We start from the raw sequence: 26,367 nt of genomic DNA on the forward strand, positions 1-26,367 counted from the left end.
TGGCGCAAGCGTGCTTTCGCCGGCCGTGGTTACCTGTCGGCCCGGTGTGTCGGAGGAAGCGCGGCCTCAGCCCCGCAGCAGCTCGCCGATCACCGCCAGGCCGCGCTCGGCCGCCTCGGGTTCGGCCAGGCTGAAGTTCAGCCGCATCGTCGGGCTGGCGCCGCCCTCGGCCAGGAAGTGGGCGCCCGGGGTGAACAGCACGCCGCGCTCGACGCAGCGCTGGAGCAGGGTCTCGACATCGACGCCGTCGGCCAGGGTCAGCCAGAAGAACAGTCCGCCCGGCGGCAGGGTCCACGCGGCTCGGTTGCCCAGGCGCCGGGTCAGGGCGTCGGCGAACGTGTCGCGCTTGCGGCGGTAGAGGTCGCGGACCTGCTCCATTCGCTCGGCGCGGCCGGGGTCGTTCAGGTACTGCAGCACCATCCACTGGCTGAGCCGGTTGGTGTGCAGGTCGGCGGCCTGCTTCAGCTGGACCAGCAGCGGGAACAGGTCCGGCGAGGCGGTCAGGTAGCCTAGGCGCAGGCCCGGGGCGACGGTCTTGGAGAACGAGCCCTGATAGATCCACGACCCGCCGGCCATGTCGGCGCAGACCGGACGGCGGTCGCAGGGTTCATAGACCAGGTCGCGATAGGGGTCGTCCTCGAACAGGATCACGTCATGGGCCCGGCAGGCCGCCGCCGTGGCCGCGCGTTCGTCGGCGGTCCAGCAATGGCCGGAAGGGTTCTGAAAGGTGGGGATGATGTAGGCCATGGCCGGCGGAGCGTCGGCCCAGGCGGCGCCGGGGCTCGACCGGTCGATGATCTCGAACCGCGCGCCGTAGAAGCGGAACACCTGCAGGGCGGCCAGGTAGGCGGGCGACTCCACGGCCAGGACCGTGCCGGCGTCGATCACCAGCTTGCCGGCCAGGTCGACGCCCTGCTGCGAGCCCGACAGCACCATCACCCGGTCGGGCGCGGTGTCCAGGCCCAGCTCGGCCAGGTCCTGGGCGATCCGCTCGCGCAGGGCCGGCTCGCCCTCGGTGGGGCCGTATTGCAGCAGGTCGCGCGGCGGCGGGGGCAGGTCGAGACCCGCGAAGGTCTCGGGCGAGGGCAGGCCGCCGGCGAACGAAATCATGCCCGGGCGCTGCGACACGTTCAGCATCTCGCGCACCGGCGAGGGCTTGATATCCGAACTCCGCACCGACAGCCGGGCCATCGCGTTCCTCCCAACAGTGTCAAAGACCTTGACCTATCGACACGATGGGCCGGCGCGGCCTATTATGTCAATATGCTTGACCTGGATGATCCTGCCCCGTCGGGCGATTTGCATGCCGCGATCGAGCAATTCTATTTCGCCTATCGCGGCTTTACCGATCGTCCCGACCGTATTCTGGAGCGGCGGGGCCTGGGACGGGTGCATCACCGCATCCTCTACTTCATCGGCCGCCGGCCCGACGTCTCGGTGCGCGGCCTGCTGGATCTGCTGGCCGTCAGCAAGCAGGCCCTGAACGCGCCGCTGCGCCAGCTGATCGAGATGGGCTTGGTCCGCGCCGTAGCTTCGACGCAGGACCGCCGCGTCAAGCGCCTGGCTCTGACACCCGCGGGCCGCAAGCTGGAAGCCGAGCTGACCGAGGCCCAGACGCGGCATCTGCGCGCCGCCTTCGACCGGGCGGGGAAGGAGGCCCAGCGGGGGTGGCGCGCTGTGATGGAGGAGCTGGTGAAGGGGTGAGCGGCCGAGGGGTCAGGTCTCGAACATCGCCGAAACGTCTTGGCCGCCGTGGAAAATCCGATCGATCACCACCTCGGACGGCGTGACGTGAAAGGCGATGGCCGTCCGTCGTTCGAACCCCAGGAGACGTAGACCTGGGCGAACGTCATCCCGTTGGCGGCCCTGTTCCGGAAAGTCGGCCAAGGCCACGCAACGGGCTTCCAGTCGAGCGATATAGTCCATGGCGGCGTTGGGCGCGCCTCGCCCCGCGATGTAGCTGTAGAGTTCGAACAGGTCGTTCCGCGCTTCGGGCGTGAAAGTGACCGTTCGTGTCACCTCAGGCTTTTTTCAGCCGGTTGGCGTGATGCGCACGGATAGAGGCGAAGACGTCCGTGGCGGGTATGCCGCGTCCAGGATCGGCCTGAATGGCGTCATAGGCGGAAGCGACGTCCTCGCGAAGCCAACGCTCGACGGCGGCGTCGCGCTCCTGCAAGGCCCGGAGGCCCGCCCGCACCACCTCGCTCGCCGAAGCATAGCTGCCGGACGCCACCAACTGGTCGACGTAGCTCGACTGCTCTGCGGGCAGGCTGACGGTGCGTTTGTTGACGACGGACATGGCGGGATTTTAGCAAGCGGTATGACTTCTGCATACCTCTCAATGCGACGCGCGAGAAGCAAGTGCGACAACGCCCCCCTGGCGTCTGGGCCTCCGAACGCCTATCTTCTTCCCCGGCGGGTCAGCTGTGGCCCTCGTCGAAGATTTCTATTCCCAGGGACCTTAATCTCTCTATCGGGATCTGTTCCCTCCCGTGGCCGTGGCTGCGGGAACACGGAGCCCACCTGTTACTAACAGGTTCGAGTGGATTGAAACGTCTTCACGGTTCTTCACGGCGCCGCCACCTCTCCCCCTCTTGTTCACGATTTGGTTCGTGCCATACTTCCGGTCATGACGAGCCCGCAGAAGAAATCGACCCCGCGCAAGGCGAAGGCTGACGCCAGCCGGCAGGATCGTTCGGTGATCTATCGCGGGATCAAGATCCAGCCGATGGTCGGCAAGCGGTCCGCGCTGGCCGAGGCGATCCGGGAGGATTTCCGGACCATGAACGATACGACGCGTGACCCTGCGTCCAAGGGTTAGGTTTCCGGCGGCGCGTTCCGTCTTCATCAACTGTCCATTCGACACCGATTTCCAGCCGATTTTTCGGGCGATGGTCTTCACCATCGTGGTGTCCGGCTATCAGCCCCGCTGCGCGCTGGACTCCACCGACGGCGCAGAAGTGCGAGTGAACAAGATCGCCCGGCTGATCGGCCAATGCGACTGGGGCATCCACGACCTGTCGCGGGTCGAGGTCGCGCCCGGCGGTCTGCCGCGGTTCAACATGCCGATGGAACTGGGTCTGCACCTTGGCGCCCGCCTGCTGGGCGAAGGCCGCCATCGTCGCAAGCGCGCCCTGATCCTGGACGCTGAGCGCCACCGTTACGACGCCGCCCTGTCGGATATCAGCGGCCAGGATATCGAGTCGCACGGCAACGATCCCGACGAAGCGATCCGCTGCGTCAGAGATTGGCTCTCCGACCATCGCCCACGCGACGCGCCTCCCTTGCCTGGCGCCCGAGCGATACGAGGGGATTATCGCCTTTTCAACGCGGAGCTCGCCGACCAATTAGCCCGTCGGCGGCTCGACCTTGAAACGCTGACCCACAGTGATTTTGTCTATGCCATTCGAGATTGGATCGAGTTCCGTGCGGATCGAGAGTTCATCGGATGACCATCGCCGATCCCGCCGCCGCCAAGACCGCCCTGCGGATGTTCGTCCGCAATCGCCGCAAGGCCCTGGCGCGCGAGCATCCCGAAGCCGACTGGAGGCTCGTCGACGTGGCCCGGGGGCCGCTGACCGAACGCTTCCCCAATCCGCGCGGCAAGGTCGCGGCGCTGTATCACGGCCTGGGCTCTGAGCTTTCGGCCCGGGCCCTGGCCGACTGGCTGGCCCAGGCCGGCTGGACCCTGGCCCTGCCCAGCGTCGAGGGCGCCGACCGGCCCGAGAGCCAGGGCGGCCACAGCGGCCACATGGTGTTCCGGCGCTGGACGCCCGGCGAGCCCCTGGTCCACGACTCCATCGGCCTGGTCGCCCCGCCTCCCGAGCGTCCGATCGTGCAGCCCGACCTGGTGGTCACGCCCCTGCTGGCCTTCGACCGCCAGGGACGCCGCCTGGGCCAGGGCGGCGGCTATTACGACCGGGCCCTGGCGGCCCTGCGCGCCCGCAAGACGGTGCTCGTGCTGGGCCTGGCCTATGTGGGCCAGGAGACACACGGCCTGCCTGATGAGCCCCACGACCAACGATTGGACGCCATCCTGACGGAAAGCGAGTATATCGCCGTCCGAGAGGACTGAAATTCATGCGTTTTGCTTTCTTCGGCGACGTGGTCGGCAAGTCGGGCCGCGACGGCCTGGCCGATCACCTTCCCGCCCTGCGCCGCCAGCTCCAGCTGGAGTTCGTGATCGTCAACGCCGAGAACGCCGCCGCCGGCTTCGGCATCACCGAGAACACGGCCCGCGAGCTGTTCGAGGCCGGGGCCGACTGCCTGACCCTGGGCAACCATAGCTGGGACCAGCGCGAGGCTCTGACCTACATCGTGCGCGAGCCGCGCCTGATCCGCCCGGCCAACTACCCGATCCTGTCGGACGCGCCCGGGCGGGGCAGCCACCTGTTCCAGACCGAGGGCCGTCGGACGATCTATGTCGTCAACCTGCTGGGCCGGGTGCACATGGACGCCATGGACGACCCGTTCGCCGCCGCCGACCGCGAGCTGGACAAGGCCCCGCTGGGCCAGGTGGCCGACGCGGTGGTGGTCGACATGCACTGCGAGGCCACGTCCGAGAAGATGGCCATGGGCCACTATTGCGACGGCCGCGCCAGCCTGGTGGTGGGCACCCACACCCACGTGCCGACCGCCGACGCCCAGGTCCTGCCGGGCGGCACGGCCTACCAGACCGACGCCGGGGCCTGCGCCGACTATGACAGCGTGATCGGCAACCAGAAGGACGAGCCCCTGCGCCGCTTCACCACCAAGATCAGCGGCGGTCGCTACACCCCGGCCTCGGGTCCGGCCACGGTCTGCGGCGTGTTCGTCGAGACCGACGACCGCACCGGCTTGGCGATCCGCGTCGAGCCGATCCGCGTGGGCGGGCGGCTGAAGGAGACGGTGCCGGCGGTGTAGTCACCCTCTCCCGGAGGGGAGAGGGAGGGGCCCGCGCCGAAGGCGTGGGAGGGTGAGGGGTGACACCGTCAAAGTGAAATCCCGATTCCTTTGCTTGTCATGTTCCCGATTTGATCCGTTCATCGCGCGATGAACCCGATCCCCAACGCCCGTCGACTTCGGCGCAGCCAGACCCTGGCCGAGGAGAAGCTCTGGGCGATCGTGCGCGGTCGTCGCCTCGCTGGTTTCAAGTTCCGCCGCCAAGTCCCGATCGACCGCTATTTCGCGGACTTCGCCTGTTGGGATGCGAAGCTCATCGTGGAATTGGACGGTCCGTCGCATGTGGACCGGGAACTTCATGACTTGGCGCGAACCGAGGTTCTGGAGCGGTCCGGGTATCGCGTCCTGCGGTTCGACAACGAGACCGTGCTGGCTGATCCCGGGCGCGTGGCCGAGATCATCGGCGCGGCGCTCCGGCTGACGGCGTGACCCCTCACCCTCCCACGCTGCGCGCGGGCCCCTCCCTCTCCCCTCCGGGAGAGGGTGATGGAAGACGCCGCGCTTGCGCCCGTCACACCTTCGGCCAACAGTCGCCGCCGCGACCTCAACCCGCAAGGAGCCTGCCCATGACCGACGCCATCTACACCGCCCATGCCCACGCCGTCGGCGGCCGGCAGGGCACGGCCAAGTCCGACGACGGCCATCTGGACGTCAAGCTGGCCTTCCCCAAGTCGATGGGCGGCGACGGCGCCGGGACCAATCCCGAGCAGCTGTTCGCGGCCGGCTACAGCGCCTGCTTCCTGGGCGCGCTGGGCCTGGTGGCCCGCAACCAGGGCGTCAAGCTGGGCGAGCACAGCCTGGACAGCGAGGTCGACCTGATCAAGGACGACACCAGCTTCCACATCGGCGTGCGCCTGACCCTGAACGCCCCGGAGCTGGACCGCGAGACCGCCGAAAAGCTGCTGCACGCCGCCCACGCGGTCTGTCCATACTCGAAGGCGACGCGCGGCAATATCGATGTCGAGCTGAAGGTGGCGTAGAGGCCGACCGGGGACGCGCCCTTGCGGCGTGTCCCCAAGACCAACGCCGCGCTTGAACAGGGGGCACGCCGCGAGGGCGTGTCCCCAGCCGCTATCGTCGTTCCACGAGGCGCCCGACGATCAGTTCGTCGATTTCCAGCCGGCGGATCCGCGCGCGGCCGATCGACAGGCGGCCGATGGCCAGGGCGCCGATCGCCAGGGCTCCCACGGCCAAGGCGCCGACCGCCAGGCCGCCCAGCGCCGCCGCGCCCGTCGAGAGAGCCCCGGCCGCCACGGCGCCCGTCGCCAGGGCCGAGGGCTGGTCGGCCGCATTGATCGCATCCTGGTCCTGCGCCTCCAGAGCCCCCAGGCGAGCCGGGTCGAAGGGTTCGGACAGAAAATCGGACGGGGTCATCAAGCGCCTCCAGAACGGGAGTCTAAGCTTGGAGGATGACAATATGGGGCGCCAGGCGCTAGAAGCGCGCCCTACCTTTCCTTCGCAGACCAGAGAAGAGCCCCGCGAATGGCCGGCCACTCGAAATTCAAGAACATCATGCACCGCAAGGGCCGCGCCGACGCCGCGCGCTCCAAGCTGTTCTCCAAGCTGTCGCGGGAGATCACCGTGGCGGCCAAGGCGGGCCTGCCCGACCCGAACATGAACCCGCGCCTGCGCCTGGCCGTCAACAACGCCAAGGCCGAGAGCCTGCCCAAGGACGTCATCGACCGCGCGATCAAGAAGTCGCAGATGGGCGACGCGGCCGACTACACCGAAATCCGCTACGAGGGCGTCGCCGCCGGCGGCGTCGGCATCATCGTCGAGGTGCTGACCGACAACAAGAACCGCGCCGCCGCCAATGTCCGCTCCTATTTCACCAAGATGGGCGGCAACATGGGGGCCACCGGCTCGGTGACCTTCAACTACGACCGCGTCGGCCAGATCACCTATCCGGCCAAGGCCGCGTCGGAGGACGAGATGATGGAGGCCGCCATCGAGGCGGGCGCCGACGACGTGGTGTCCGACATGGACGAGGAGGGCGAAGGCCACACGGTCTACACCGCCTTCGAGGACCTCAACGACGTCGCCGCCGCCCTGGAGGCCAGGTTCGGCCCGGCCAGCAACACCAAGGTCGCCTGGCGGCCCAAGAGCCAGGTCCCGGTCACCGGCGACGCCGTGGCCACCCTGATGAAGCTGCTCGACGCGCTCAACGAGGACGACGACGTCCAGGACGTCTATTCCAACGAAGAGATCAGCGACGAGGACGCCGCGAAGCTGGGCTAGGGCGAAGGCCCCTTCAGTCGGCTTCGCCGACAGCTCCCCCAGAGGGGGAGCAGCCGCACCGCGCTAGCTCCTCCCCCTCTGGGGGAGGTGGCCCGAAGGGCCGGAGGGGGCTCTCGCGCGGGAGCCTCACCCGGCCTTCGTCCGTTCCCCCCTCATGGACGCGCTCCTGCAACTCGCCCTCCCGATCCTCGGCGCCCTGGCCGCCGGCGGGGCGATCGGGTTCGAGCGGGAGTATCGGGCCCGGCCGGCGGGCCTGCGCACCCACATGCTGGTGGCCCTGGCCTCGGCCCTGCTGATGCTGGCCGCCGTGCACCAGATCACCTGGCTGGAAGGCGCGCCGAACGAGGTCGTGCGCATCGATCCGGTCCGCATGGCCCACGGCATCCTGACCGGCGTCGGCTTCCTGTGCGGCGGGGTGATCTTCCAGCAGGGCGCCTCGGTGCACGGCCTGACGACGGCGGCCTCGCTGTGGGTCACCTCGGCGATCGGCACCCTGTTCGGGGTGGGCCTGTACGAGCTGGCGATCGGCGGCACGGTGCTGTCGCTGGTGGTGCTGAGCGCCGCCCGCTGGCTGGACCGCCACATGCCGCAGAAGAATTTCGCCGAGATCACCGTGCGGTCGCGCCGCGACGCGGTGATCGACGAGGCCGAGCTGCGGCGCATGCTGGAGGCCTTCGATCTGGAAGGGGCTCGGGTCTGCCAGGAACTGGCCGAGGGCGGAGCGGTGTTCGCCCTGTCGGGGCCGTTCTCCGGGCGGGGCGTGCTGCGTCTCGACGAGCTGTCGGCGGCCCTGCGCGCCGACCCCCGCGTGCTGGAATTCGCCATCCGGCCGCGCAAGGACTGAAAATCCCCGGTTGTGCCCTGAAATTTTTCACGCGCTTTCGACGCGGCCTGAGCCGAATCCGCAAGCTGGAGTGTTTGGTTCCCGGACCACCAGGTGGGGTACGCCATGGAACGTCTTCGCTTTCGCACGCTCGAGGAGATCCTCTACGAGCTGATGACCGGGCTGCTGTTCTACCCGCGCACTCTGTGGCGGGTGCTGCTGGAGCCGGCCCAGATCGCCGACGCGGCCGGCGAGCGGACCGCCGATCGGGTCAGTCCGCCGCTGTTCCTGCTGATCTCGATCCTGGCGGCCCACGGGCTGGACCTGGCCATGGGCGACGAGATGGGCGAGGCCGCGGGGGGCTTCGACCCCGCCCCGCTGCTGTTCCGGGCCCTGGCCTTCAGCCTGTTGCCGCTGGTCCTGGCGGCCGGCGTGCTGCGGCGCGAGGGGCGGCCGGTCAATCACGCCACCCTGCGGACGCCGTTCGACCTGCAATGCTTCTACGCCGCGCCGCTAGCCATCTCGGTCTCGGTGGCCGTCGTCCTGGTCCGGGCGGGGACGCCGCCGACGCGGCTGGCGGGCGTTCTGCTGGGACTGGGCGCGGCGGCTTGGCATCTGTGCGTCCAGACCCGCTGGATCCGTGCCCGCCTGGCCGTGGGACGTTTCCGCGCCCTGGCCGTGGCCCTGTGGCTGACTGGCGTGGCCCTGTTCTTCTGCCTGCTGTCCACGCCGCTGATCTTCGGCCTGGGGAGCTAGGGGGAGATTCAAAGACCGCGCTCCCCAAACGTCCGTCATTCCGGGCCTTGTGCCAGGAACCCCTGGTTCAGCTTGCACGTGAAGCGCTTTGGCGCGCTGGCGCGCCACACGCCCGCACCTGCGGCGGCGCGAGGGGTTCCGGGCACAAGGCCCGGAATGACGAATAAAAGGTGGGCTCGAAAAAAGGGTCGACCAGCGTCAAACCGGCTGGATGTCGATCCGTCCTAGCGCGGATCTGGGCTGATAAAGCCTGCGTGTACGGGCGGCGCCGTCTTCTCGCGGTGGTCCGGATCGCGCTATGCTGCGGCCATGCCGCTGCGCCTGCACATCGACACCGACTGCGGCGTGGACGACGCCCTGGCCCTGGCCATGCTGGCGCGTTCGCGCGACGCGGTGGAGATCGTCTCGGTCTCGGCGGTGTTCGGCAACACCTATGTCGACCAGGCGGCCGCCAACGCCCGCGGCGTGCTGCGCCTGGCCGGCTGCCCGGCCGAGGTCTATATCGGCGCCGGTTCGGGCGTGGCCAAGCGCCGGGTCGAGCGGATGCGCCCGGCCCACGGCGTCGACGGCCTGAACGGCGCCGGCTTCTCGCAGCGCTGGAAGCTGCCCGAGCTGGACCGGGGCCAGGGCGGCAGCCTGCTGGCCTTTCGCGCCCGGGCGCGGGTGGCCGGCCTGTTCCTGGGTCCGCTGACCAACCTGGCCCAGGGCCTGCTGGAGGACGCCGGGGCCTTCCGCGGCTGGGGGCCGACGATCATGGCCGGCGCCTTCGCGGTCGAGGGCAAGGCCAGGGGCGGGGCCGACTTCAACAGCTGGAGCGACGCCGAGGCCCTGGCCCGGGTGCTGGAGCGCGGAGTCCTGCCGCGGGTCGTGCCGCTGGACGTCACCTCGCGGGTCACCCTGACCGCCCAGGCCATGGCCGAGGGCTCGACCGCCTGCGGCACGCCGCTGTCGGCCCGGCTGAACAAGGCGATGGCGCCCTACATGGCCTTCCACCGCCGGGCCTGGGGCCTGGAGAACGGCTGCCACCCGCACGACGCCGTGGCCGCCGCCAGCCTGGTGGCCCCGGAGCTGTTCGCGTTCGAGCCGGCGCGCCTGCGGGTGCTGACCGACGGCGAGCACCTGGGCCGCCTGGAGCGGATCGACGGCGAGCCCAACGCCGAGCTCTGCGTCTCCGTCGACGCGCCGGCCGTCGAGACCCTGCTGCTGGCGCGGCTGTTCTGCGCGCCGGCGCTGCATGGGGTCTAGAGCCTTGTTTAACGCATTTTCTGACGACGAACCGGCGTCCACTTCGTGGGAAAATGCTCTAGCCAGCCCGGGCGCTACTCGGCCGCGACCGCAAAGGCGCCGAGTCGGCCGCGGCGCGCGGCTTGCGAGCGAAGATCCGAGAAGCTGCGGGCCACCATGGGATAGTCGTCGGGCAGTCCCCATTTGGCGCGATACTGGGTCTCGGTCAGGCCCTGCTGCTTCAGGTGGCGGCGCAGCGAGCGATAGCGGCGGCCGTTCTCGAAGCTGACGATGGCGTCGGGCGTGACGCTGGCGGCGATGGCTTCCGGGCTGGGCGGTTTGATCGGCTCACCGCGGGACAAGGGCGCCAGCACCGCCTCCAGGGCGGCGTAGGTGCGGGCGGCGAGCCCGGGCAGGTCGTCGGGCGAGACGAGGTTGCGGCGGAGATAAGCGCAGAGGACGCGCGCGGCGATCTCGGCGGCGCGTTCCTGGGCCTTGGTCATCGGGATGTCTCCAGAAAGGCGCCCAGGAACGGAGGCCGTTCCTGGGCTGGGCGGGGCAGTGGGATCAGTGGGCGACGGCGGCGCGGAGACGGTCGCCGAACGCGCAAGGGCTGGGCAGCTCGACCTTCACCCCGGCTCTCGCCTTGCCTTTCAGCCAGTCGCCGAGGGCTTCGGCGCAGGTGTGGTCCAGGCAGGTCAGGGCCCGGGTGTCGAGACGGACCAGGCCCCCGTTCGGCGCGGCGTCCAGGACCTTGGCGATCTTGGGCAGCTGGACGAAGGTCGCCGCGCCCTCCAGGCGGATCTCACTCTCGGTCTCGCTCAGCGCGCGCTGGGCGACCCGCAGGCGCATCTTCCGCAGATTGGGGATCAGCTCCAGCAGCGTCAGGGCCATGCCGATCAGCACGCCGGTCAGGAGGTTGGTGGCCACCACCGCCACGAAGGTCGCCGCCCAGATCACCGCGGGCAGCAGGCCGTAGCGGGCGAACAGGTGGCGGACATGCTGCAGGCTGACCAGCTTCCAGCCGGTGACCACCAGCACCCCGGCCAGGGCCGCGCTGGGAACCTGGCGCAGGAGCCAGGGCAGCAGGGCGACGAAGGCCAGGATCCAGGCGCCGTGCATCATGGTCGAAAGCCGCGACACCGCTCCGGCCTGGACGTTGGCCGAGCTGCGGACGATCACGCCGGTCATCGGCAGGGCCCCGACCGCGCCGCACAGCATGTTGCCGACGCCCTGGGCGAACAGCTCCTTGTTGTACTGGGTGCGGGGACCGTCGTGCATGCGATCGACCGCGGCTGCCGACAGCAGGGTCTCGGCCGAAGCGATGAACGCCACGGCCAGGGCGGTCAGCAGCAGCATCGGATCGGCCATCCGGGCGAGGTCGGCCGCGCCGGGCAGGGCGATGGCCGCGGCGATCGATTCCGGCACGGCGATCTTCTGGACGTCGAGGCCGAAGCCGACGGCGACCAGCGTGCCGGCCAGGACGCCGAGCAGGGCGCCGGGAACCAGCTTCAGCTTGGCGGGACGGAACTTCTCCCACGCCACGATCGAGCCGATGGTGACCAGGCCGACCACCAGCGCAGCCTCGACCGCGCCGAGGCTGGAGAACGAGACGCCGCCCAGGGCCGCGGGGATGGCGGCCAGGTTCTCAAGCCCGTGGGCCTTGGGCTTGTCGGCGAACAGGACGTGGAACTGACCGGCGACGATCAGCACCCCGATGCCGGCCAGCATGCCGTGGACCACGGCCGGCGAGATGGCCCGGAACCATTGGCCCAGCTTCAGCGCGCCGGCGACCAGCTGGATCAGGCCGGCCACCAGCAGCAGCGGGCCCAGCATCGAAAGGCCGTGCTTGGAGACGATCTCGAAGACGATGACCGCCAGGCCCGCGGCCGGGCCGCTGACCTGCAGGGGCGAGCCGGCAAGGGCGCCGACGATGATCCCGCCGATGACGCCCGTGACCAGGCCGCGCTCGGCCGGGACGCCCGAGGCGACGGCGATGCCCATGCACAGCGGCATGGCCACCAGGAAGACGACGATCGAGGCGGTGAAGTCGCGCGACAGCATCGCCGGGAATCCGAGCTTTCCGCCCGGTGACTCCTTGGGTGAGGTGATGGCGGCCTGGGTCATTCGGCGGCGATGCCCAGGTGGTCGGCCGCGACCATGCGGCGGGACGGACGCTGGGCGACCGGCAGCGGGGCGCCTTCATAGACCTGCTCGAACTGGCCGGTGTCGCCGTTATAGGCCTGGATCTGGCCGGTCTCGATCTCGAAGAACCAGCCGTGCAGGGTCAGCTCGCCCTTGGCCATGGCCGAGGCCACCGACGGATGGGTGCGCAGATGGTTGATCTGGACGACGACGTTCTCAAGCGAGAGGGCTCGTGTCCGGCCGTGCTCGTCCAGGTCCTGATAGCACGAGCAGACCACGCTGTGGGCCGCATGGGCGTGGCGCAGCCAGGCGGCGACATTGGGCATCTTCTCCAGCGCCTCGGGATGGGAGAAGGCCTTCATGGCCCCGCAGTCGGAGTGGCCGCAGACCACGATGTCGCGCACCCCCAGCGCCACCACCGCATATTCGACCGCCGACGACACCCCGCCGTTGGCCTGCGAGAACGGCGGCACGATGTTGCCGGCGTTGCGGCAGACGAACAGGTCGCCGGGATTGGCCTGGGTGATCAGCTCGGGCACGACGCGGCTGTCGGCGCACGAGATCATCAGGGCCTTGGGACTCTGGCCATGGCTGGCCAGGCGCTCGTAGAGGGCGCTCTGGGCGGGAAAGACCTGGCCGCGGAACAAGGCGGCGCGTTCGAGAAACTGTTCCAAGGGACCTCCGTCGATTGGCCGCCGCGGCGCCGAAAAAGGGGGGACGGCGCCGCGGCGGGGCGTCACGGCGAGGATCGCCAGACGCAGGGACGAAGGTGGTTTTCGGGTTTTGCTGCGATGCAGCGGCTTTGTGACAAAGGATGTCTGCCGCTACAGCGCCGGCAGCCGCAGTTCGACGCGGAGGCCGCCTTCAGGGCGGTTCTTCAGGACCAGCACGCCGCCTTCGCGATGCAGGATCTGCTGGACGATGGTCAGGCCCAGGCCCAGGCCCGCGGTGTTGCGGGCTCGGGCGCTGTCCAGGCGATTGAACGGTTGCAGCACGTGGGCGAGCTCCGCCTCGGGGATGCCTGGCCCTGAGTCCTCGACCGCCAGCACAGCCGCGGCGCCCTCGCGCGTCAGGGTCAGCTTCGCCTCGCCGCCGTAATGCAGGGCGTTTTCGACGATGTTGCTGATCGCGCGTTTCAGCGACACCGGGCGGGCCTGGACCGGCAAGTGGTCGAGGCCGTCATAGGCGGCGGGCCGCCCGGCGTCGACGGCGTCGTCGACCACGGTCATGGCGATGGCGGCCAGGTCGGTGCGGCGCCGGGGCTCTGGGTCCTCCTGGCCGCCCAGATAGGCCAGCAGCGAGTCGAGCATGGCGGTCATCTCGTCGACATCGGCCTCCAGCGCCTCGCGGGCCTCGGGGTCCTTGACGAAGCCGGCCCGCAGGCGCAGGCGGGCCAGAGGGGTGCGCAGGTCGTGGCCGACGGCGGCCAGGGCGTCCGTGCGGGCCCGCAGCAGGCCGGCGATCCGGTCCTGCATGGCGTTGAAGGCCTTGGCCACCAGCTTCAGGTCGCCGGCCCCGGTTTCGCCGATGCGCACATGGGCGTCCTGGCCCACCTTGTCGGCGGCCTCGGCCAGGGCCCGTAGCGGACGGCTGAGATTGCGCAGCACCAGGGCGGCGGCGGCGATGACGCCCAGGCCCAGGATGAAGGCCGAGCCGACGCTGCTCAGCAGTACCGCCCAGGGCGCGGCCCGGATCTTGGTCTTCAGGGTCAGCCAGGTCCCGTCACGCAGCCGCAGGGCCACCTTCAGGTGGGTGTCCCGAGGTAGGGCCTGGCCCAGCTCCGCGTTCAGGTGCAGGTCCCGGCCGCGCAGGCTGGGCTCGGCGTCGCGGAACTGGTCCTTGAGCTTGTGCTCGGCCGAGCGCTCGCGGTCGACCAGGCCGGACTGGGGCGACCAGACCAGCCGGCCGACGCGGTTGGACAGGGCCGCCGCCCGCGCGGGGCGTTCCGCGGCCGGGATGTTTTCCAGGATGTTTTCCGCGGCGACCAGCTGGTCGGCGGCGCGCCGGACCTGGTTGTCGCGGTTGGGATAGATGCGGCTGTTCTCGAACAGGATCGAGCTGCCGATGAACTCCAGGGCGACGGCCAGCATCAGGACCAGGGTGACCTGGCCGCCCAGACGCTGCGGCCACAGCCGCCAAGGCTTCATCGGCGCTCCACCGCCGCGGTGAACAGATAGCCGACGCCGCGCACCGTCCGCAGCAGCGCCTCGGCCTGGCCGGTGACGGCCAGCTTCCGGCGAAGGCGGCTGACCAGCACGTCGATGCTGCGGTCCGAGGCGTCCGAGAAGCGGGCGCGCGACATCTCCAGCAGGCGCTCGCGGCCGATCACCCGCTGGGGCGAGGTGACGAAGGCCAGCAGCAGGTCGAACTCGGCCCCCGACAGTTCGACGAAGGCCCCGTCGGGCGACAGCAGCTCGCGACGGCCCGGATCCAGGCTCCAGCCGGCGAAGGTCATCTGCTGGTGGCCACGCGGCCGGCTGGACTGCGACCCGCCCTGGGCCCGGCGCAGGATGGCGCGGATGCGGGCGATCAGCTCCTTCTTGCTGAACGGCTTGCCGATATAGTCGTCGGCGCCGAGCTCCAGGCCGATCAGGCGGTCGGTCTCGTCATCGCGGGCGCTCAGCATGACGATCGGCACCTCGCTGTCGCGCCGGATGGCCCGGCACAGGTCGAAGCCGTTGCTGCCCGGCAACATGATGTCCAGCAGGATGAGGTCGACGGTGTTGGTCTCGAGAAGCCGGGCCATCTCGGCGCCGTGGCCGGCGCTGAGCGGCTGGAAGCCTTCCTCGCGGAGCAGCCGCATCAGCAGGGTGCGTAGCGCGGGATCGTCCTCGACGATCAGGATGGTGGGCGCCAGCGGCGCTGTCGCCATCTCACGCGGCGGGACGATCGTTCCGTGGCCTGAATAATCCATATGCTCGGGGTACTTAGGCGCGGCGACCGCGCGAACAAGATCGGTTTCGATGATTTTCCGTCCAGGCTCGAACGGAAAGCCAGGCGGTGAAGCCCTCGCGCGCCGCGGGGGGAGGGGGCGCGCGAGGGCGGGCCGCCTGGGTCTCTTGCGCCCTTGAGCGGCTGTGCGACGCCGGGCCTAGCTGGCCCGGCAGGTCTCGGATGCCGCGCCGTCCGGCTTGCCGGCGTCGGCCCTGCGAGGCTCTCCGGCCTTGGGCGCGGCGCAGTCGGAGGGCGAGCGGAGCTCGGCGGCGCGCTTCTTCTGGAGGGCCTTCTTGGCCACCTCCTCGGTGAAGGTCAGGCCGGTGCCGACAGGACCAGCGACGGCGGGGGACGCCGCCAGGCAGACGGCGGTCAGGCCGATGGATGCGAGAACTTTCATGCGGGAAACAAACTCCGGGACATCAGGGGTGGAAGGGTGGTTCAGCCGTCCGCCGCGGTGTCGGCCTCGGCCTGGACGGCGGGCAGGGTGCGGCGGTAGCCGTCGACGGCCTTGAGCAGGCCTTCGATCTCGGCATGGGTGATGGCGGTGCGGTGCTCGTCGCCGCTGTCGGACTTGAACTTGAAGCTCCAGGCGCCGGGCTGGGCGGCGGCGCGGCGCAGCTCGCTTTCGGAGATCTCGAAGGCGACCTCCTCGCGGCACAGTTCGGGCGCCTCGAACACGAAGCAGTAGCCGGCGTTGTCCTTGATCCTCGTCACCGGCGCGCGGACCGGCCACTGGCCGGTTTCGTAGGCCACTTCACCATAGCCCCGGACCGGGCCCATATAGGTGAGGACCTGGCGGACCTCGAACCGCGTGGCGCCGGAGCGCTTGTCGACCACGGCGCGCAGGTGGTTGTCGTTGCTGGGCGCCCGGAACAGGCCCTTGCCGGTCTGGAAGCCGCGCTCGGAGCTGATCACGGTCTCGATGTCCAGCGGGTCGTCGACGACCTGGGCGCGGGCGTGGAAGTGGTCGGCGCCGAGGGCGACCTGCCGGGCCGGCAGCGGCGTGGACTCGGCGCTCGCCGCGCCGCCGGCGGCCAGGCCGGCCATAGCGGTCAGAGCCAGCAGGGCGGTACGGGTCTTGGTCATCCTTGGTCTCCCGAACGGGGCCGCTCCATGGGGAGCCGCCTTGTGGGTTCGAGAGTGGCGAGGCCGCCTTTCGGCTCTGCATCGCGTTTGTGACAAAGGATGACAGCCGGAGCGGGCGCGGGGGAGCGCCCGGGCCGTCGATCCGGCCGCTAGAGCAAATCGCGCGATATAGGAATCGCACAATTTGCTCTAGTTTTTTGTTTTCGCATCGCTTTTACGGAAAACCGGCATCCACTTTTCCGCGCGATGCTCTAGCCCGCCATCACCCGCGCCTCGTAGACCAGGGCCGCCTTGTCCCCCGCCTCAAGCCGCACTCGCGCCGGGCCCGCGCCGGGCGGCAGGGGCACGTCCACGGCGAAGAAGCCGTCGCGCTTGTCCGCCGGGGTCTCGACCACGCCGACGGGCGCGCCGTCGACCAGGACCTTGACCCTCTGGCTGGCGTCCTGTCCCCAGTAGACCAGTTGCAGGCTGATGCGTCCGGGGCGGCGGTTCAGCGTCATCTCCAGCCAGCCGCCGGGATTGAGCTTGCGGCCGCTGCGGCCGTTCAGCTGGATGATCTCGCCGTTCGCCGCCGTCACCCGGTGGTCGACCTCCGGCTGCTGTTCGCCCAGATAGACCGCGTCGACGGTGCGGGCCACGGCGTCGATGCGGGCCTGCTCGGCCGCCACGAAGCCGGACCCTTCCGCGGCCCAGCGGGCCTTGGTGAAGACCGGGGCGTAGACGGCCGTGCGGCGCTCGTACTGGGCGTAGAACGGGCTGAAGGCGGCTGTCCCGCCCGTGGCCAGGTCGGCGACATAGGCGTGCGGCGCCGGGCCGGCCTTGCGCAGCAGCGTCGCCGGAGGGCCGTCGCCCACCAGGGCCGGGGCGGCCCGCTCGAACGGGCGCTCGGCCGGACCAAGGTCGGCGGCCAGCACCAGCGGACCGCTGAGGAAGGCCACCAGGTTGGGATCGTCCGGCGTCGGCTCGGCCCGCAGCGCCATCGGCAGCACCAGCTCGACCCGGTCGCCGGCCTTCCAGCGGCGCCTGAGACGGGCGTAGCCGTCACCGCCCCGACGCCCCATCGGCGTCCCATTGACCTTGATCACCGGGGCCGCGCACCAGGCCGGCAGCCGCACGGCGATCTCGCGCTCGCCGGCCGGGGCCCGTTCGACGTTCAGCCGCACGAGGCCTTCCGCCGGATAGCGGGTGTCCAGGTCGATCGCGAAATCCCCGTCCGGCAGGTCCAGGCGCGAGGGGATGAAGAGGTTCAGATAGAGGGTGTCGCCGCCGCGCCACCAGACGGAATCGGCGTGCTTGGCGTGACTCTCCATGCCCGAGCCGACACAGCACCAGAAGCTGTCCTCGGGCGTGGAATAGCTGCGCCGCCCGCCCGCCGCCATCGGCATGAAATAGACGAACATGCCGTCGCTGGGCCGCTGGTGGGCCATGATGTGGTTCAGCTGCGCCCGTTCGTAATAGTCGAACAGCGACCCCTGCGGCGCCCAGCTCCACAGGCGGCGGGTCAGCTTCAGCATGTTGTAGCTGTTGCAGGCCTCGCAGGTGGTCTCGGCCATGTGGCGGGCGATCTCGTTCGGCTTGCCGAAGTGCTCGCGGTCGGAATTGCCGCCGATGACATAGCTGTGGTTCTGGGTGACCACCTGGTGGAAGAACCGCGCCGCCCGGGCCTCGGCCGGATCGCCGCCCACCTCGTACAGCCGCGCCAGGCCGATAACCTTGGGGATCTGGGTGTTGGCGTGCCGGCCGGCCAGCTCGTCGCGGCCCTGGGCGATCGGATCGAGCACCGCCCGGTGGCGCAGCCGGCGGGCGACCTTCAGCCAGCGCTCGTCGCCGGTCAGGGCGTAGGTTTCGGCATAGGCCTCGTTGATCCCGCCGTGCTCGGCGACCAGGATCTGCTGCACCTGCTCGTCGCTCAGGCCTTCGATGATGATGGCGAAATAGCCGGCCAGGCCCACGGCCACGTCCAGGGCCTTGGGCGTGCCGGCCAGGCGGTGGGCGTCCAGCAGGCCGGCATGGACCTTGTGCCAGGTGTAGATCGGCACCCAGCCGTCGTTGAGGCTGAAGCCGGTCGAGCGGATGTCGCCCCGGCGCAGCTCCTCGAACACCTGCTTGCCGCCCGCCGGATCGGCCTGGCCCCAGCGGGTGGTCCCGGCGACATAGCCGTCGCCATGGGCGGCCTGCACGCGGGCCAGTTCGGCGACGATGTAGGTCAGGCGGTCCCTCAGCTCCGGGTCGCCCGTGCCGGCCACCTGCAGGGCGCAGGCGCTCATGTAGTGGCCCAGGGTGTGGCCGGCGATGCTCTGGGCTTCCCAGCCGCCATAGACCGGGGCCTTGACCGGCAGGCCGGCGCCCTGGTGGAAATTGTGCAGCAGCCGGTCGGCCGAGAGCGAGACCAGATAGGCGCGGTTGGCGGTCTGGGCCTGCTGGAAGATCGACGGTTTCAGCGTGACCTGGCGGGCCGGCACGGGTTCGGCGACCACGCGGCCGGCCGTGGCGACCGCCAGGGCCGGCGAGGCCGCGCCCGCGAAGGCCAGGGCGCTTGAGGCCAGCAGAAAGGCGCGCCGGTTCGGCCGATCAAGATCCATGGCGCTTCCTCTCTTGGAGCTTTTGTCTGATTTATTGCCGCAAAAAAAGCACAATGGGCGGAAAGGCTCAAGGTCGGCTTCGATGCTCTGATCCCAACGGCCGTTGAGTTCGACCCCTCCCCCTATCGTCGTCATCCCGGGCCTCGTGCCCGGGACCCCTGGTTCAGCCGGCGGCGAAGCACTTTGGCGCGCCGGCGCGCCCCACCTCCGCACCTGCGACGGACAAAGGGGGCCCGGGCACGAGGCCGGGATGACGAGTTATTTGGGGCGTGGTCGGAATTGACGGCGCTTGCTCTCAAGACGGATTATCGGCGGCCTGGGCTTTCGCTAATTGTCAGACAAGACGCGAGCGGTGTCGCGGCCGAGGACTTTCCCTCAGTTCGGCCGCCCGTCGGGCTCCAGCTCGAACGCCGCATCCAGGGTGACCTCGTCGACGACGATTCCCTTCAGCGCCGCGTCCAGCACTCCGCCCAGCGACGTCCAGACGAAGGCCAGCTGCTCCAGCACGGCGGGCAGGCGTTCGGGCTCGAAGCCGGGATAGAGGTCGGAGACCAGCCATAGGCCGGTCAGCTCATCGAAGCCGAACCGGCAGCCGATCATGCGGAACTGGGCGCGGGCGATGGTCTCGAACAGGGCGTCCAGGCTGCGGGCCTGGTCGAGGTCGGTCGGGTCGAACACCTGGCAACGCACCTGCAGCCAGTCGCCCTCGGGGAACAGGTAGAACGCTCCGCCGTCCTCCGCCCCCGAGACCTCCAGGCCGCGGTCGATCTCGGCGACGACATAGCCGGCTTCGCGGCAGGCTTGGGCGATGTCGTGGAGGGCGATGGGGGTGTCGTCGGTCATGGTCGGATCCGATCACGGGTTTAGGCGAAACGGGAGCGTCATGCGTCCTTCGAGGCTCCGCTTCGCTGCGCACCTCAGGATGAGGGCCGCAGTGCAATGAGATCCTCATCCTGAGGTGCGCGCTCCTGGGCGCGCCTCGAAGGACGCACGGCGGTCAGGGAACGCTAGCTCCGGTAGTCCCCGTTGATCGCCACATATTGCTTGGTCAGGTCGCAGGTCCAGACGGTGGCCGAGCCCTTGCCGACGCCGACGTCCACCGAGACCTCGAACTCCTGCTTCTTGACGTACCGGCTCATCGCCGCCTCGTCGTACTCCGCCGAGACCAGGCCGTCGCGGGCGGCGTAGAGGTCGCCGAACCTGACGCTGATCTTCTCGCGATTGACCGGCTCGTCGGCGCGGCCCACGGCCATGACGATGCGGCCCCAGTTGGCGTCCTCGCCGGCGAAGGCGGTCTTGACCAGCGGGCTCTCGGCGATGGTGCGGGCGATCTTGCGGGCCGACAGCGGGCTCTCGGCGCCGTTGACGGTGATCTTGACGAACTTGGTCGCGCCCTCGCCGTCGCGGACCAGTTGCAGGGCCAGGTCCAGCAGCACCGCCTCCAGCTTCTCGCGGAAGTCCGCCAGGCGCCGGTCGCCGGCTCGATGGATCTTCGGGGCGCCGGACTTGCCGGTGGCGAACAGCAGCAGCGTGTCGTTGGTCGAGCGGTCGCCGTCCACCGTCACGCAGTTGAAGGTGGTGCGGGTATAGAGGCTGACCAGGGTCTGCAGCGCCGCCGGGGCGATGGCCGCGTCGGTGGCCACGAAGGCCAGCATGGTGGCCATGTCGGGCGCGATCATGCCCGAGCCCTTGCAGATCCCAGCGATCCGCACCTCGTGGCCGTCGATGGTCGCGGTGGCGTAGGCCCCCTTCGGGAAGGTGTCGGTGGTCATGATCGCCGAGGCGGCGCTGGCCCAGGCGTCCTCGGTCAGGCGGGTTTCCACCAGGCGCAGGTTCGAGGTGATCTTGCTGTCGTCGAGGATCACCCCGATGACCCCGGTCGAGGCCATCATCACGTCGCGCTGGCGGCAGTCGAAGCGCTTGCCGACGGCCGTGGCCACCCGGCGCACGGCGTCGGCGCCGGGCTTGCCGGTGAAGCTGTTGGCGCAGCCGGCGTTGACCACCAGGGCCCGCACGTCCGCGCCGCCGCTGGCGGCCAGCTGGCGCTTGCACCAGTCGACCGGCGCCGAGCCGACGCCGTGGCGGGTGAAGACCCCGGCCGCCGAGGTGCCCTCGGCGAAGCGCATCAGCAGCATGTCCTCGCGATCATGCTTGTAGAAGCCGGCGCGGCCGGTGGCGATCTCGACCCCGGCGATCGGCGGGATGGTCGGGAACGGCACGGCCAGGGGCGAGACGGCCAGGCCCGGCTTGCCCGGCGCCCCGGCCGCGGCGGGCGCGGTCGCCGGCTTGGCGGCCTGGACCGCTTCGGGAGAGCCCGTATTGGCGTCCTTCTGGGCGCGGCGCAGGCCGGCGCGCTTGAGGGCGGCGGTCAGGGGGTCGACCAGGGCCCGTTCCAGGGTCTGGCCGACGCTGGCCCCGACCTGGCCGACGATCTCGGCCGGGCTCGGAGCGCTGGCGGCCGCCGGAGTCTTGGCGGCCTTGGCGGTGGTCTTGGCCGCCGTCTTCGACGCGGGCTTGGAAGCCTTCTGGGGGGTCTTGGTCATTTCTTGGCCGGAGCTTGAGCGGGGGCGGACGCCGGCAGGGCGTCGTCGAGGTCGGAGGAGGGCGCCTGGTCGGCGGCGCCGGGCGGGGCCGAGGCCGGCTCCTGCGGCGCGCCGGGCACGGCCTGGGGCTTGCCGGTCAGCATCTCGACCTTGGCCCCGCCGCGCAGCTTTTCCAGCAGGTCGCGGACCTGGTCGTAGGTCAGGAAGCGCACGATCTGCGGCCGGGCGGCCTCCAGGGTGATCGGCTCTTCCAGGCGCTTGTCCTCGACGCGCAGGACCGCCCAGCCGCCTTCGGTCTGGAACGGACCGACCAGCGCGCCTTTCTGGGCGTCCTTCAGGGCCACGGCGTAGGCCGGCGGCATGACGTCGACGGTGAAATAGCCCAGGTCGCCGCCGTTGAAGCGGGTGGCCGGGTCGGTCGAACGTTCCATGGCCAGGGCGTCGAACGAGGCGCCGGCGGTCAGCAGCTTCTTGACCGCCTCGGCGTCGGCCTGGCTGGCGACCAGGATCTGGCGGGCGCGGATCTCCTCGCTGCGCTTGGACAGCTTCTGCTGCTCGGCATAGAGGCCGCGAATGGCGTTCTCGTTGACCGCCTTCTCGACCACGGTCTCGACCAGCATGTCGCCCAGGATCCGCTCGCGGGCGGCCGCCAGGCGGCGCTGGGCCACGGGGTCCTTGTCCAGCTTCTGCTTCAGCGCCTCGGCCGCCAGCAGCTTCTGGTCGATCACCTCGTCCAGGCGCTGGCGGAACAGGTCCGAGCCGATGTCCAGCGGCTCGCCCTCGCTGATCAGTCCCTGGGCCACGGCCTCGCGCTTGACGTCCGAGGCCCAGACGGTGTGGCCGTCGACCCGGGCGACGGCGGTGTCGCCGGGCTCGGGCGGGCGTTCGTCGGCCTTGTCGCGACCGCAGGCGGCGACCAGCAGGCTCAGGACGGCGACGGCGACCAGGGCGGGACGGCGAGACTTGGCGATGTTCATCAGGGGCCGATCTCCGGCTGACTCTCTTCAAGCGCTCTAGCGCGGTTTAAGGCCAAGAGGAAACAGCTTCGCGATCTCGCCGCGCCTTGTTGTAAGTGCATTCGCTGTGAATGGCGCTCACCTCAAAGAAAGTGTCGTCATTCCGGGCCTTGTGGCGGGAACCCCTTGTATCTGGATCGCAGCGCCATTGCGTGATGGCTTTGAGCCGCGATCCAGATACAAGGGTTCATATTTTATCCCCGGCCTTTCCGTCTCGCCCCCTAGCCTCGCGGCGCGATCTTCGCCACACAGCGGCCATGCGCATGGTCGGCTATCTCAGGGTTCCGCCCGTCAGGGGCGTGGTGATCGACGGGCCGCAGTCGCAGCGGCTGTTCGAGGCCGGCTGCGACCAGCTGTTCCACGACCGCTGCTACGGTCTGGCCGTGCACAAGCCGGGCCTGGACCAGGCCCTGGCCGCGATGAAGCCCGGCGACGTGCTGGCGGTCATCAACCTGCACGCTTTCGCCGCTCACCTGGTCGACCTGCTGGAAGTGCTGGCGCGGCTGCAGGCGGCCGGAATCCACCTGCTGACCCTGGCCGAGGGGATCGACACCCGCCAGCCCGGCGGCTTCTTCGTCGCCTGCGCCCGGCTGGCGACGTTCCACGACCAGCGCCGCATGGTGCGCACGGCCGAGGAGAAGATCGTGCGCGAGGGCGGCCGGCGGCCGGTCCCGGCTGGACAAGCGTCCGATCCGCTCCCAGATCTGGATCCCGACGCCTGAGGAGAACGACCATGGCCGCCGCGTCCGCACCGAAGCGTTCCCAGGACGGGCGCCCCGCCATCGGCGTGCTGCTGCGCGAGCAGCGCGAGCTGCGGCGGATGAGCCAGCTGGATCTGGCCCACGAGGCCGGCGTCTCCGCCCGCCATCTTGGCTTCATCGAGATCGGCAAGGCCCAGCCGGGGCGGGAGGTCATCTCGCGCCTGGCCGACGCCCTGGGCCTGCCGCTGCGCGAGCACAACGCCCTGCTGCTGGCGGCCGGCTACGCCCCGCAATACGGCGAGCGCGATCTGGCCAATCCGGCGATGGGGCCGCTCAGCCAGGCGATCGACCTGATCCTGCGCCACCAGGAGCCCTATCCGGCCTTCGTCATCAGCCGCCGCTTCGAGGTGCTGGCCGCCAACGACGCGGCGATGCGGGTCAACGCCTTCCTGATGGAGGGGCGGGCTAGCCCGCACACCAACCTGCTGCACCAGGTGTTCGATCCGCACGACTTCCGCCCGGTGATCGCCAACTGGCCCGAGGTGGCGGCCAAGTTCGTCCGTCGCCTGCAGGACGAGCTGATCGCCTCGCCGGCCGACCCGGAGATCCGCCGCCTGCTTGACGAGATCCTGCGCTATCCCGACGTTCCGGCCGCCTGGCGGCTGCGCGAGCTGGGCGCCGAGCCCGAGCCCGTGCTGACCATGGTGTTCAACAGCCGGGCGGGGCCGCTGCGCTTCTTCGAGACGATCACCACCTTCGCCGCCCCGCGCGACGTGACCCTGGACGAGCTGCGCATCGACTGCGCGTTCCCGGCCGACGCGCGCACCGCCGAGGTCTGCGCCAGGCTGGCGGCCGGCGAGCTGCACTGACCCGCGAGGTAGTTGCGGCCGTCCGCCCGACCGCGCACGTCTTGCCGGTGTTCGATCGGGAGGAATGGAAGATGCGGATCGGGTTCAGGACGGCGGTGATCGTGGCGGCGGCGATGCTCGGCGTGGCCTCGGGCGCGCGGACCGAACCGCTCGGCGCCGAGCACGCGGCCCTGGCCCGCTTCGCCGGCCACTGGAGGGTCAGGCAGAGCTACTGGACCAGCCCCGACAAGCCGCCGGTCGTCGACCAGGGCGAGGCCGACCTAGCCATGGTGCTGGGCGGTCGCCACCTGCGCCAGGAGCTGAGGATCGCCGCCAAGGACAAGCCGTTCCAGGGCCTGGGCTATATCGGCTACGACACCGCCGCCAGGACGTTCTTCAGCACCTGGATGGACGTCAACTTCACCGGCCTGATCGTCGCCAAGGGCGGCTATGACGCCGCGGCGGGGCGCTATACCTTTCTCGGCGAAACCCCCGACTTCGACCATCCGGGCAAGTCGATCCCGCTGCGCGAGGTGCTGACGCGGGTGGACGAAGACCACTTCACCTACGCCTATTACGAGACGCGCGACGGGCGGGAAGCCCAGGCGGTGCGGCTGGACTACACGCGGGTGCGTTAGGCCCACCGGTGGAGTGAGTGGAGCCCCTGCAGACTACGGGATTCTCCGCCGGGCGTGCGTTTGCCGGTGAAGCTCCCGTTCGCCGACGTCTTCACTAATCTCGCGCTGCTTTCACAGCGGTCGGCGTGGTGAATGTGCAACAGGCCTGGATTGACGTCGCGCCCTTTTCCGGCTCGACCGGTACGAAGCCGGACCCGTCCCTGACGTAGATGATGTTGCCTTCGACATGGTCGATGCCGGCTTCACCGATAACGGCGAGGTAGTAGGTCTTGTCAGGCTCGATATTGATCTGGAGCTCGGCATTGCTCTGCGCCGAAAGCAGGGGCCAACCCAATTTGAACTTGTGAACTCCGGCGGCGAGTCGAACCGCCGTGAAGCTGTTCTGCTTCAGGGTGGCGACGTTACGGCCATCGACCTTCAGGGTCGTCGACCACAGGGTCGGTTCGGCATAGGCACGGAAGACAAAGACGTTCTCGCTTCCGGTCGGGGCGGCGGCCTGGGCTGAAACCTGGGCCGGGGCGGGCGAGGCGGCCAGGATGGCGATCACGCCCAGAGCGGACGAGGCGAACTTTCCGTGCGACGCCATTCTGTTCCTTACTGCTGATCTGGCTTCCATCCTAGGTAGCGGCCCAGGTGAACTCAACAGTCTAGTTCTCAAGCCATCGCCTTCAGCGCCGCGCCCAGTTCCTCGACCATCTCTGGCGTCGTGGCCCAGGAGCACATGAAGCGGGCCGTGCCGTCCAGGAAGCGGTAGACGAACCAGCCCTTGGCCCGCAGGCGCTCCAGGGCCGCGTCGTCCATATCGACGAACAGGCCGTTGGCCTCGACCGGGTGGCGCAGGGGGAAGGGCATCAGGGCGGCCAGCTTGCGGGCCATGGCGTTGGCGTGGGCCGCCCGGGCCGCCCAGGCGCCGCCGTCGGCGGTCTCGCCCAGCAGGCCCAGCCAGGGCGCGGCCAGGAACCGGCCCTTGGAGACCAGCTGGCCGGCGTGCTTGAGGCGGGCGTCGAGGCGCCGGGCCAGGCTGTTGTCCAGGAACACCACGGCCTCGGTCGGGGTCGAGCCGGCCTTGGTCCCGCCGATCACCAGGATGTCGACGCCGATCTTCGCCGCCCGCCTGAGGTCGAAGCCCGCCGCCACGGCGTTGGCCAGGCGCGCGCCGTCCAGGTGGACGCCGTAGCCCCGGGCCTTGGCCGGCGCGATCAGGGCGGCCAGATCGTCGGCGCTGTAGACCGTGCCGTATTCGGTGGCGTTGGTCAGGGACAGGGCGGCGGCCGGCTGGCGGTAGGAGACGTCGGGCTCGTTCAGGGCCAGCTCCAGGCCGGGCAGGGCGATCTTTCCCGAAGCGCCCGGCAGGCCGACCAGGCCCACGCCCTGGCCGAAGAAGCCCGGGGCGCCGGTCTCGTCGGTGCAGATGTGGGCGTGCTCGTGGGCCAAGACCGCCTCGTGCGGCCGGGCCAGGCAGGTCAGGGCGAAGGCGTTGGCGGCCGTGCCCGAGGCGGTGAACCGCACCTCGGCGTCGGCGTCCAGCAGGGCGCGGATGCGGTCGGCGGCGGCGGCGCTGACGTGGTCGGTCCCATAGCCCGACGCCGTCCCGGCGTTGGCGGCGACGATCGCCGCGATGACTTCCGGCATGGCCCCGGCGACGTTGTCGGAGGCGAAGTCGTAACGGGCCATGGGCAGGGTCTCGAGTGGATGGCGGACAGACCGGATGCCATGGCCGGGGCGGGAGCGTCTAGGGCAGGATTGCTCCACTCTCCCCCTCTTTCCTCGCCATCCCGGGCCTCGTGCCCGGGACCCCTTGTATCTGGATCGCGGCTCGAAGGCGTGATGGCTTTGAGCTGTGAAGGGACCGGTGGCCACCGGTCCCTTCACGCGGCTCGCGGCGCCCG

Annotated in this window: 31 protein-coding genes; 14 read left to right on the forward strand and 17 right to left on the reverse strand. The window is 69.9% G+C overall.

All coding sequences use genetic code 11. The features are described from left to right. Window positions 1-66: 66 nt before the first annotated feature. The gene (locus EV278_RS18245) at window positions 67-1,191 is read right to left on the reverse strand and encodes a PLP-dependent aminotransferase family protein (protein WP_132094676.1); all 1,125 of its coding nucleotides are present in this window, start codon (window positions 1,189-1,191) and stop codon (window positions 67-69) included. Between the two features lie 72 nt (window positions 1,192-1,263). Here EV278_RS18245 and EV278_RS18250 point away from each other — a divergent pair, with 72 nt between their 5' ends. Next, window positions 1,264-1,704, forward strand: coding sequence for a MarR family transcriptional regulator (locus EV278_RS18250; protein WP_132094678.1), 441 nt, complete (start codon window positions 1,264-1,266; stop codon window positions 1,702-1,704). A gap of 12 nt (window positions 1,705-1,716) precedes the next feature. Here EV278_RS18250 and EV278_RS18255 read toward each other — a convergent pair whose 3' ends face one another. Both EV278_RS18255 and EV278_RS18260 read right to left on the reverse strand, forming a co-directional pair. Continuing rightward, complete coding sequence (locus EV278_RS18255; RefSeq protein ID WP_132094680.1) at window positions 1,717-2,019, reverse strand: type II toxin-antitoxin system RelE/ParE family toxin; 303 nt, start codon at window positions 2,017-2,019, stop codon at window positions 1,717-1,719. Between the two features lies 1 nt (window position 2,020). Continuing rightward, complete coding sequence (locus tag EV278_RS18260) at window positions 2,021-2,299, reverse strand: type II toxin-antitoxin system ParD family antitoxin (protein ID WP_132094682.1); 279 nt, start codon at window positions 2,297-2,299, stop codon at window positions 2,021-2,023. Between the two features lie 330 nt (window positions 2,300-2,629). On the opposite strand from EV278_RS18260, the gene EV278_RS18265 reads away from it, so the two are divergent. The 6 genes from EV278_RS18265 to EV278_RS18290 all read left to right on the forward strand — a co-directional run bounded on the left by EV278_RS18265 (window position 2,630) and on the right by EV278_RS18290 (window position 5,921). Next, entirely contained in the window at window positions 2,630-2,821 is a 192-nt protein-coding gene (locus EV278_RS18265) for a hypothetical protein (protein WP_132094684.1), read from the forward strand. Continuing rightward, on the forward strand, window positions 2,799-3,452 hold the full coding sequence (locus tag EV278_RS18270) for a hypothetical protein (protein ID WP_132094688.1): 654 nt from the start codon (window positions 2,799-2,801) through the stop codon (window positions 3,450-3,452). The genes EV278_RS18265 and EV278_RS18270 overlap by 23 nt, the downstream gene beginning before the upstream one ends. Continuing rightward, a complete protein-coding gene (locus EV278_RS18275) occupies window positions 3,449-4,075 on the forward strand; it encodes a 5-formyltetrahydrofolate cyclo-ligase (protein WP_132094690.1) in 627 nt (208 codons plus the stop codon). Before EV278_RS18270 ends, EV278_RS18275 begins: the two co-directional genes overlap by 4 nt. Before the next feature lie 5 nt (window positions 4,076-4,080). Further along, the gene (locus tag EV278_RS18280) at window positions 4,081-4,902 is read left to right on the forward strand and encodes a TIGR00282 family metallophosphoesterase (protein WP_132094692.1); all 822 of its coding nucleotides are present in this window, start codon (window positions 4,081-4,083) and stop codon (window positions 4,900-4,902) included. A 129-nt stretch (window positions 4,903-5,031) separates the two neighbouring features. Beyond that, window positions 5,032-5,370, forward strand: a complete 339-nt coding sequence (locus tag EV278_RS18285; protein ID WP_132094694.1) for a DUF559 domain-containing protein — start codon at window positions 5,032-5,034, stop codon at window positions 5,368-5,370. Window positions 5,371-5,507: 137 nt separating this feature from the next. Continuing rightward, window positions 5,508-5,921, forward strand: a complete 414-nt coding sequence (locus tag EV278_RS18290) for an organic hydroperoxide resistance protein (protein WP_132094696.1) — start codon at window positions 5,508-5,510, stop codon at window positions 5,919-5,921. A gap of 91 nt (window positions 5,922-6,012) precedes the next feature. Here the strand turns inward: EV278_RS18290 and EV278_RS18295 are convergent, their stop codons facing one another. Next, window positions 6,013-6,315, reverse strand: a complete 303-nt coding sequence (locus EV278_RS18295; protein WP_207905522.1) for a hypothetical protein — start codon at window positions 6,313-6,315, stop codon at window positions 6,013-6,015. A 108-nt stretch (window positions 6,316-6,423) separates the two neighbouring features. On the opposite strand from EV278_RS18295, the gene EV278_RS18300 reads away from it, so the two are divergent. The 4 genes from EV278_RS18300 to EV278_RS18315 all read left to right on the forward strand — a co-directional run bounded on the left by EV278_RS18300 (window position 6,424) and on the right by EV278_RS18315 (window position 10,003). Further along, window positions 6,424-7,179, forward strand: coding sequence for a YebC/PmpR family DNA-binding transcriptional regulator (locus tag EV278_RS18300; protein WP_132094698.1), 756 nt, complete (start codon window positions 6,424-6,426; stop codon window positions 7,177-7,179). Between the two features lie 154 nt (window positions 7,180-7,333). Beyond that, window positions 7,334-8,023: an MgtC/SapB family protein gene (locus EV278_RS18305; protein WP_132094700.1), complete on the forward strand. Its 690-nt coding sequence runs from the start codon at window positions 7,334-7,336 to the stop codon at window positions 8,021-8,023. Between the two features lie 105 nt (window positions 8,024-8,128). Further along, window positions 8,129-8,758: a hypothetical protein gene (locus EV278_RS18310; protein ID WP_132094702.1), complete on the forward strand. Its 630-nt coding sequence runs from the start codon at window positions 8,129-8,131 to the stop codon at window positions 8,756-8,758. Window positions 8,759-9,067: 309 nt separating this feature from the next. After that, complete coding sequence (locus EV278_RS18315; RefSeq protein ID WP_132094704.1) at window positions 9,068-10,003, forward strand: nucleoside hydrolase; 936 nt, start codon at window positions 9,068-9,070, stop codon at window positions 10,001-10,003. A 74-nt stretch (window positions 10,004-10,077) separates the two neighbouring features. On the opposite strand, the gene EV278_RS18320 is transcribed toward EV278_RS18315, so the two are convergent. The 11 genes from EV278_RS18320 to EV278_RS18370 form a co-directional block, all read right to left on the reverse strand. After that, window positions 10,078-10,485 carry a MucR family transcriptional regulator gene (locus tag EV278_RS18320; protein ID WP_132094706.1) on the reverse strand — a complete coding sequence of 136 codons (408 nt, stop codon included), beginning with the start codon at window positions 10,483-10,485 and terminating at the stop codon, window positions 10,078-10,080. 64 nt (window positions 10,486-10,549) lie between these two features. After that, complete coding sequence (locus EV278_RS18325; protein WP_132094708.1) at window positions 10,550-12,046, reverse strand: SulP family inorganic anion transporter; 1,497 nt, start codon at window positions 12,044-12,046, stop codon at window positions 10,550-10,552. A gap of 59 nt (window positions 12,047-12,105) precedes the next feature. Next, complete coding sequence (locus EV278_RS18330) at window positions 12,106-12,801, reverse strand: carbonic anhydrase (protein WP_132094710.1); 696 nt, start codon at window positions 12,799-12,801, stop codon at window positions 12,106-12,108. Window positions 12,802-12,951: 150 nt separating this feature from the next. Further along, on the reverse strand, window positions 12,952-14,274 hold the full coding sequence (locus tag EV278_RS18335) for an ATP-binding protein (RefSeq protein WP_132094712.1): 1,323 nt from the start codon (window positions 14,272-14,274) through the stop codon (window positions 12,952-12,954). Next, window positions 14,271-15,041, reverse strand: coding sequence for a response regulator transcription factor (locus EV278_RS18340; protein ID WP_243692258.1), 771 nt, complete (start codon window positions 15,039-15,041; stop codon window positions 14,271-14,273). The genes EV278_RS18335 and EV278_RS18340 overlap by 4 nt, the downstream gene beginning before the upstream one ends. Before the next feature lie 177 nt (window positions 15,042-15,218). Then, window positions 15,219-15,461, reverse strand: coding sequence for a hypothetical protein (locus EV278_RS18345; RefSeq protein ID WP_132094717.1), 243 nt, complete (start codon window positions 15,459-15,461; stop codon window positions 15,219-15,221). 41 nt (window positions 15,462-15,502) lie between these two features. Continuing rightward, window positions 15,503-16,150 carry a hypothetical protein gene (locus EV278_RS18350; protein ID WP_132094719.1) on the reverse strand — a complete coding sequence of 216 codons (648 nt, stop codon included), beginning with the start codon at window positions 16,148-16,150 and terminating at the stop codon, window positions 15,503-15,505. 251 nt (window positions 16,151-16,401) lie between these two features. Then, the gene (locus EV278_RS18355; protein WP_132094721.1) at window positions 16,402-18,732 is read right to left on the reverse strand and encodes a beta-L-arabinofuranosidase domain-containing protein; all 2,331 of its coding nucleotides are present in this window, start codon (window positions 18,730-18,732) and stop codon (window positions 16,402-16,404) included. A 375-nt stretch (window positions 18,733-19,107) separates the two neighbouring features. Next, the gene (locus tag EV278_RS18360) at window positions 19,108-19,575 is read right to left on the reverse strand and encodes a hypothetical protein (protein WP_132094723.1); all 468 of its coding nucleotides are present in this window, start codon (window positions 19,573-19,575) and stop codon (window positions 19,108-19,110) included. 164 nt (window positions 19,576-19,739) lie between these two features. Next, window positions 19,740-21,275 carry a bifunctional glutamate N-acetyltransferase/amino-acid acetyltransferase ArgJ gene (gene argJ / locus EV278_RS18365; protein ID WP_243692259.1) on the reverse strand — a complete coding sequence of 512 codons (1,536 nt, stop codon included), beginning with the start codon at window positions 21,273-21,275 and terminating at the stop codon, window positions 19,740-19,742. Then, window positions 21,272-22,252 carry a peptidylprolyl isomerase gene (locus tag EV278_RS18370; RefSeq protein ID WP_132094725.1) on the reverse strand — a complete coding sequence of 327 codons (981 nt, stop codon included), beginning with the start codon at window positions 22,250-22,252 and terminating at the stop codon, window positions 21,272-21,274. Before EV278_RS18370 ends, argJ begins: the two co-directional genes overlap by 4 nt. A 302-nt stretch (window positions 22,253-22,554) precedes the next feature. On the opposite strand from EV278_RS18370, the gene EV278_RS18375 reads away from it, so the two are divergent. From EV278_RS18375 to EV278_RS18385, 3 genes are all read left to right on the forward strand, one after another. Further along, window positions 22,555-23,013: a recombinase family protein gene (locus EV278_RS18375; protein ID WP_165916694.1), complete on the forward strand. Its 459-nt coding sequence runs from the start codon at window positions 22,555-22,557 to the stop codon at window positions 23,011-23,013. A gap of 11 nt (window positions 23,014-23,024) precedes the next feature. After that, window positions 23,025-23,861 carry a helix-turn-helix domain-containing protein gene (locus tag EV278_RS18380; protein ID WP_132094729.1) on the forward strand — a complete coding sequence of 279 codons (837 nt, stop codon included), beginning with the start codon at window positions 23,025-23,027 and terminating at the stop codon, window positions 23,859-23,861. Between the two features lie 71 nt (window positions 23,862-23,932). Beyond that, the gene (locus tag EV278_RS18385) at window positions 23,933-24,478 is read left to right on the forward strand and encodes a DUF1579 family protein (RefSeq protein WP_132094730.1); all 546 of its coding nucleotides are present in this window, start codon (window positions 23,933-23,935) and stop codon (window positions 24,476-24,478) included. A gap of 94 nt (window positions 24,479-24,572) precedes the next feature. Here EV278_RS18385 and EV278_RS18390 read toward each other — a convergent pair whose 3' ends face one another. Together EV278_RS18390 and EV278_RS18395 are read right to left on the reverse strand one after the other, a co-directional pair. After that, the gene (locus tag EV278_RS18390; protein WP_132094732.1) at window positions 24,573-25,064 is read right to left on the reverse strand and encodes a hypothetical protein; all 492 of its coding nucleotides are present in this window, start codon (window positions 25,062-25,064) and stop codon (window positions 24,573-24,575) included. Window positions 25,065-25,132: 68 nt separating this feature from the next. Continuing rightward, entirely contained in the window at window positions 25,133-26,152 is a 1,020-nt protein-coding gene (locus tag EV278_RS18395; RefSeq protein ID WP_132094734.1) for a beta-eliminating lyase-related protein, read from the reverse strand. Window positions 26,153-26,367: the final 215 nt, after the last annotated feature.

Origin of the sequence: Caulobacter sp. BK020 (assembly GCF_004342605.1) — a bacterium.
Classification (GTDB): domain Bacteria; phylum Pseudomonadota; class Alphaproteobacteria; order Caulobacterales; family Caulobacteraceae; genus Caulobacter.

Coding starts and splice junctions, on each gene's coding strand:
- EV278_RS18245 (WP_132094676.1), bottom strand. CDS start 1,191: ATGGCCCGGCTGTCGGTGCGGAGTTCGGATATCAAGCCCTCGCCGGTG.
- EV278_RS18250 (WP_132094678.1), top strand. CDS start 1,264: ATGCTTGACCTGGATGATCCTGCCCCGTCGGGCGATTTGCATGCCGCG.
- EV278_RS18260 (WP_132094682.1), bottom strand. CDS start 2,299: ATGTCCGTCGTCAACAAACGCACCGTCAGCCTGCCCGCAGAGCAGTCG.
- EV278_RS18265 (WP_132094684.1), top strand. CDS start 2,630: ATGACGAGCCCGCAGAAGAAATCGACCCCGCGCAAGGCGAAGGCTGAC.
- EV278_RS18275 (WP_132094690.1), top strand. CDS start 3,449: ATGACCATCGCCGATCCCGCCGCCGCCAAGACCGCCCTGCGGATGTTC.
- EV278_RS18280 (WP_132094692.1), top strand. CDS start 4,081: ATGCGTTTTGCTTTCTTCGGCGACGTGGTCGGCAAGTCGGGCCGCGAC.
- EV278_RS18285 (WP_132094694.1), top strand. CDS start 5,032: ATGAACCCGATCCCCAACGCCCGTCGACTTCGGCGCAGCCAGACCCTG.
- EV278_RS18290 (WP_132094696.1), top strand. CDS start 5,508: ATGACCGACGCCATCTACACCGCCCATGCCCACGCCGTCGGCGGCCGG.
- EV278_RS18295 (WP_207905522.1), bottom strand. CDS start 6,315: ATGACCCCGTCCGATTTTCTGTCCGAACCCTTCGACCCGGCTCGCCTG.
- EV278_RS18300 (WP_132094698.1), top strand. CDS start 6,424: ATGGCCGGCCACTCGAAATTCAAGAACATCATGCACCGCAAGGGCCGC.
- EV278_RS18305 (WP_132094700.1), top strand. CDS start 7,334: ATGGACGCGCTCCTGCAACTCGCCCTCCCGATCCTCGGCGCCCTGGCC.
- EV278_RS18310 (WP_132094702.1), top strand. CDS start 8,129: ATGGAACGTCTTCGCTTTCGCACGCTCGAGGAGATCCTCTACGAGCTG.
- EV278_RS18315 (WP_132094704.1), top strand. CDS start 9,068: ATGCCGCTGCGCCTGCACATCGACACCGACTGCGGCGTGGACGACGCC.
- EV278_RS18320 (WP_132094706.1), bottom strand. CDS start 10,485: ATGACCAAGGCCCAGGAACGCGCCGCCGAGATCGCCGCGCGCGTCCTC.
- EV278_RS18325 (WP_132094708.1), bottom strand. CDS start 12,046: ATGCTGTCGCGCGACTTCACCGCCTCGATCGTCGTCTTCCTGGTGGCC.
- EV278_RS18335 (WP_132094712.1), bottom strand. CDS start 14,274: ATGAAGCCTTGGCGGCTGTGGCCGCAGCGTCTGGGCGGCCAGGTCACC.
- EV278_RS18340 (WP_243692258.1), bottom strand. CDS start 15,041: ATGGATTATTCAGGCCACGGAACGATCGTCCCGCCGCGTGAGATGGCG.
- EV278_RS18345 (WP_132094717.1), bottom strand. CDS start 15,461: ATGAAAGTTCTCGCATCCATCGGCCTGACCGCCGTCTGCCTGGCGGCG.
- EV278_RS18350 (WP_132094719.1), bottom strand. CDS start 16,150: ATGACCAAGACCCGTACCGCCCTGCTGGCTCTGACCGCTATGGCCGGC.
- EV278_RS18355 (WP_132094721.1), bottom strand. CDS start 18,732: ATGGATCTTGATCGGCCGAACCGGCGCGCCTTTCTGCTGGCCTCAAGC.
- EV278_RS18360 (WP_132094723.1), bottom strand. CDS start 19,575: ATGACCGACGACACCCCCATCGCCCTCCACGACATCGCCCAAGCCTGC.
- argJ (WP_243692259.1), bottom strand. CDS start 21,275: ATGACCAAGACCCCCCAGAAGGCTTCCAAGCCCGCGTCGAAGACGGCG.
- EV278_RS18370 (WP_132094725.1), bottom strand. CDS start 22,252: ATGAACATCGCCAAGTCTCGCCGTCCCGCCCTGGTCGCCGTCGCCGTC.
- EV278_RS18375 (WP_165916694.1), top strand. CDS start 22,555: ATGGTCGGCTATCTCAGGGTTCCGCCCGTCAGGGGCGTGGTGATCGAC.
- EV278_RS18380 (WP_132094729.1), top strand. CDS start 23,025: ATGGCCGCCGCGTCCGCACCGAAGCGTTCCCAGGACGGGCGCCCCGCC.
- EV278_RS18385 (WP_132094730.1), top strand. CDS start 23,933: ATGCGGATCGGGTTCAGGACGGCGGTGATCGTGGCGGCGGCGATGCTC.
- EV278_RS18390 (WP_132094732.1), bottom strand. CDS start 25,064: ATGGCGTCGCACGGAAAGTTCGCCTCGTCCGCTCTGGGCGTGATCGCC.
- EV278_RS18395 (WP_132094734.1), bottom strand. CDS start 26,152: ATGGCCCGTTACGACTTCGCCTCCGACAACGTCGCCGGGGCCATGCCG.